Origin of the sequence: Nocardia seriolae NBRC 15557 (assembly GCF_007990715.1) — a bacterium.
Lineage (GTDB): Bacteria > Actinomycetota > Actinomycetes > Mycobacteriales > Mycobacteriaceae > Nocardia > Nocardia seriolae.
In genome coordinates, this window is the sequence record NZ_BJWY01000233.1 from 1 (window position 1) to 3,187 (window position 3,187).

Annotated in this window: 4 protein-coding genes; 3 read left to right on the forward strand and 1 reads right to left on the reverse strand. The window is 68.1% G+C overall.

Annotated elements, in window-relative coordinates; genetic code table 11:
• The first annotated feature begins 217 nt into the window (after positions 1–217).
• Both NS2_RS35260 and NS2_RS36600 read left to right on the forward strand, forming a co-directional pair.
• On the forward strand, positions 218–790 hold the full coding sequence (locus NS2_RS35260) for a glycosyltransferase (protein WP_052087114.1): 573 nt from the start codon (positions 218–220) through the stop codon (positions 788–790).
• A gap of 124 nt (positions 791–914) precedes the next feature.
• Positions 915–1,058 carry a hypothetical protein gene (locus NS2_RS36600; protein ID WP_155239383.1) on the forward strand — a complete coding sequence of 48 codons (144 nt, stop codon included), beginning with the start codon at positions 915–917 and terminating at the stop codon, positions 1,056–1,058.
• A gap of 617 nt (positions 1,059–1,675) precedes the next feature.
• Here the strand turns inward: NS2_RS36600 and NS2_RS35265 are convergent.
• Complete coding sequence (locus NS2_RS35265) at positions 1,676–2,464, reverse strand: ferritin-like domain-containing protein (protein WP_186817628.1); 789 nt, start codon at positions 2,462–2,464, stop codon at positions 1,676–1,678.
• A gap of 210 nt (positions 2,465–2,674) precedes the next feature.
• Between NS2_RS35265 and NS2_RS35270 the strand changes: the two genes are divergently transcribed.
• Positions 2,675–3,142: a hypothetical protein gene (locus NS2_RS35270; RefSeq protein ID WP_033091703.1), complete on the forward strand. Its 468-nt coding sequence runs from the start codon at positions 2,675–2,677 to the stop codon at positions 3,140–3,142.
• The last annotated feature ends 45 nt before the right edge of the window (positions 3,143–3,187 follow it).

Genomic DNA, 3,187 nt, shown 5'->3' on the forward strand with positions numbered 1-3,187 from the left:
CGACACTAGTTGTTCACGAGTGGGGGGTGCCCGGGGCGGCGATCGCGGCGCGGCGGGCCGAGGTTGCGGGGGTGTGGCATGGGTTCGGGCGGATGTTTCCGGAGGGGATCGGGCTGGAGATGTCGACTCGGGTTGCCGAGGGGGCCGGGTTGCCGCACATCGATATCTGTCCGCCGTCGTTGCAGGACAAAGGTTTCTGGAGGTCGAGCGGATCGAATTGCGGCCGCTGCCCGTGCCGGAGGCGGACGACCGGGTCCGGCTGCCGGGCATTCCCGCATCTCGGCCGCTGATCTATCTCACGCTGGGGACCGTGTTCGGCACGCGGGAGTTGCTCACCGAGGCCATTGCCGGGCTTGCCCGCCTCGACGCTCATGTCATCGTGGCGGCCGGGCGGCTGGATCCCGATGAGGTCGGCCCGGCGCCGGGCAATGTCAGCGTCCACGGCTGGGTTCCGCAGGCAGGTCTGCTCTCCCACGCCGATGTCGTGGTCCATCACGGTGGCAGCGGAACCGCCCTCGGCGCGCTGAGTTCCGCAGTCCCCCAGTTGCTGTTGCCGCAGGGGGCCGACCAGTTCGCCAATGCCGACGCGGTCGAGGCGGCTGGGGCCGGGATCCGGCTCGCCGACGGGGACATCGGGGCGGACGCGATCGCCGATGCCGCGCAGCGGCTGCCGCAGCGTCGCGGCAATGACTATCGGGCCGCAGCCGAAGCCATCGCCGGGGAGATCGCCCGCATGCCGGGGCCCGACGAAGTGGTCGACTGGCTGCGCGAGGTTCCCAGGGGCCGATAGCGAACGGGCAGCGCAACAATGCGGAGAGTATGCGGGACACCGGGTTCCCGCTGATTCCGCGTGCCCGGCATCGGGAAAGATAGAGACTGGATGCGCCGATCGGATCGATTGCGGAGGTGCCGTCATGCCGGAATACAACGTCAGCTCGAACGAAGACCTGGAGACCGCCCTGGCGATCACCGAACCAGGCGACGTGATCCTCGGGAGTGAAGCCCCACCCACGGACGACGCCGAACCATCCGGCGCGGACGCGGACAAGACAACGTAGGCCGAGGCTGCAACCTCGCGCCGGTCACGGTCGGCCGCCTACGGGTGGCCGATGGTGGCAGGCATGTCGGGATTCTGCTGTGGAGTCGGCCGGGTGAAGCACGGCGACCCCACCGATACCGATACGTCGTTGGAGTCGTCGCTCAGCCGAGAGGCGGTAGCCCGCTTCCGCGTTCACGTACACGCTGTAGGAGCTGCCAGGCCGACCCCGGCGGTGATCTACCTGCACTCCCCGCGATTCCCAGGCCTTCACGATGGCGTCGACATACTGTTCACCGGATGCCGGCGGCAACCCCGGGACCCAGTAGTTCACGCCGAGATTCACTGGGCCAGTGGGGGTTTCGTCGCATGGCACCATATTTCCGTGAGAGAACGCGTTGCCTGCCGGGGAGTCGGGCAAGTTGTCCGACAGGTACACACCGGCGGGTAGGGCACCGAGTGCTTCGTTCAAGTACTCCAGCGCGTGCTTTTGAGCCTGGTCCAGGGTCAGGTTCTGGTTCGCTTCACTCCGTCCCCGCGATCCACACGACGTGAGTAACAGGGCCCCCGCGATGAGGGCGACGGCTCGGATCATCGGTGTCGGCACGGAATACTTGGTCTACAGCAAGTTGATTCCCGTTACCGGCAGGCACGCCGGTCAGGGTCGGATCGGTATCGAAGGTCGGCATCATCGGATGGGGCTGCTACCGGATCGCGACGGCCTCGACGCGGTGGGAGGGCGGTGGCGCTGATCGGGGCGAAGTGGGTTTGGGCGGATCGGGCGAATTCCGTTCGGGTGATGCGTAATTGGCGGAGGGCGGGGCCGTGGTCGTAGAGGACTACCGCGATCGCGACGTAGAGGATGAGCCACCAGGCCGCTCGGATCAGAGGACGGAGCGGGGTGGGGGCGAAGGCGGCACGGAGGCGTTGGGTGTGGAAGGGGATGTGGCGTTGTTCGTCGGCCACGATCAGTGCAGCGGTGCGGGTGGTCAATTGGTCGGGGGCGCCGTCGCGCAGGGCGCTGTAGTACGGGACCGCGATCACTTCCGCTACCGAGAGGACCATTAGTTCGAGGCGGAGGCCGAAGGCGCGGCGCAGGTGGACGAAGGCGGCGTCGGTCCAGTGGCGGGAGATGGGTTGGTGGCCTGCGGCGTTCAGGAGGCGGGCGAGGAGGCGGGCGTGGTTTTGTTCTTCGGCGACGAAGAGGCGGACGGCGGCGGCGTAGGTGGGGTCGCCTGCGGCATCGGCCTTGGAGATGAGGTTGGCGCCGTCGCCGGATTCGCCTACCTGGAAGCGTTGGATGCTGCGGATGAGGGCGGGCGGGAGAGTGGCGCCGCGGGACCGGTCGGGGTCGCCGGTGCGGGTGCGGGCTCGGGCCTTGGCCTCGAGTTCGGTTGTCCAGCGGGTGAATGGGTGCGGGTCGTGCATGGGCCCCTCCTGTCCGGCGGCGAAGCGGGTTCGGAATCGACTCTAGGAACGGCATGTGCGCGGCGGGCGGACACGATGTGGAGATCGAGTGTGGGCGGGAACGATAGCCGAGATATTTGGCTTATAGACGTTTCGCATTCTGCTGCGGTGGCGAGGGCCGTCGAGCATCATCGTGTCGCGTAGTTCCGAAGACAGCATGGTGGAGGCCGCATGCGAATCCCGATGTCCGCGCTGGCGAAGGGCGGACCGGTCGGTCTGGGTGTGATGCTCGTGGCGGCTATCACGGGATGCGGGTCGGGCGGGTCCGCCGAACCGGCGCAGACGGCAGCGGCGGGCACGACGTCGGCGGCTCGAGCGACGGCGACCACGACGGCCCCTGCGAAAGCGAAGTCCGGGATGGCGGCCGCGGACGGGACGAATCTCGACGCCTGCGCCAATGGCAACTGCGAGATCCCGGTCGACGGGCCGACCACCATCCCGACGCCGGGATTCACCCGGATCGGCGGGTCGGTCAAGATCCAGGAGATCTCCCCCGGCGCGGTGACGGCGGCCGGGTCCATGTTCGGGTTCCCGATCTCCGGCTCGACCGGGGTCGGCGGGACGATCTTTCTCAACGGCCTCACCATCAAGGTGGTTGCCGTCCAGGGCAGCTCGGCGGTACTGCGGTTGAGTACCTAGCGGCAAGCGGCCGGGACGCCGGGCGGTCGGATCGGGCCTAGTACT

Excerpts from the sequence above, each read along its gene's own strand:
- NS2_RS36600 (WP_155239383.1), top strand. The coding sequence starts at position 915 with ATGCCGGAATACAACGTCAGCTCGAACGAAGACCTGGAGACCGCCCTG.
- NS2_RS35265 (WP_186817628.1), bottom strand. The coding sequence starts at position 2,464 with ATGCACGACCCGCACCCATTCACCCGCTGGACAACCGAACTCGAGGCC.
- NS2_RS35270 (WP_033091703.1), top strand. The coding sequence starts at position 2,675 with ATGCGAATCCCGATGTCCGCGCTGGCGAAGGGCGGACCGGTCGGTCTG.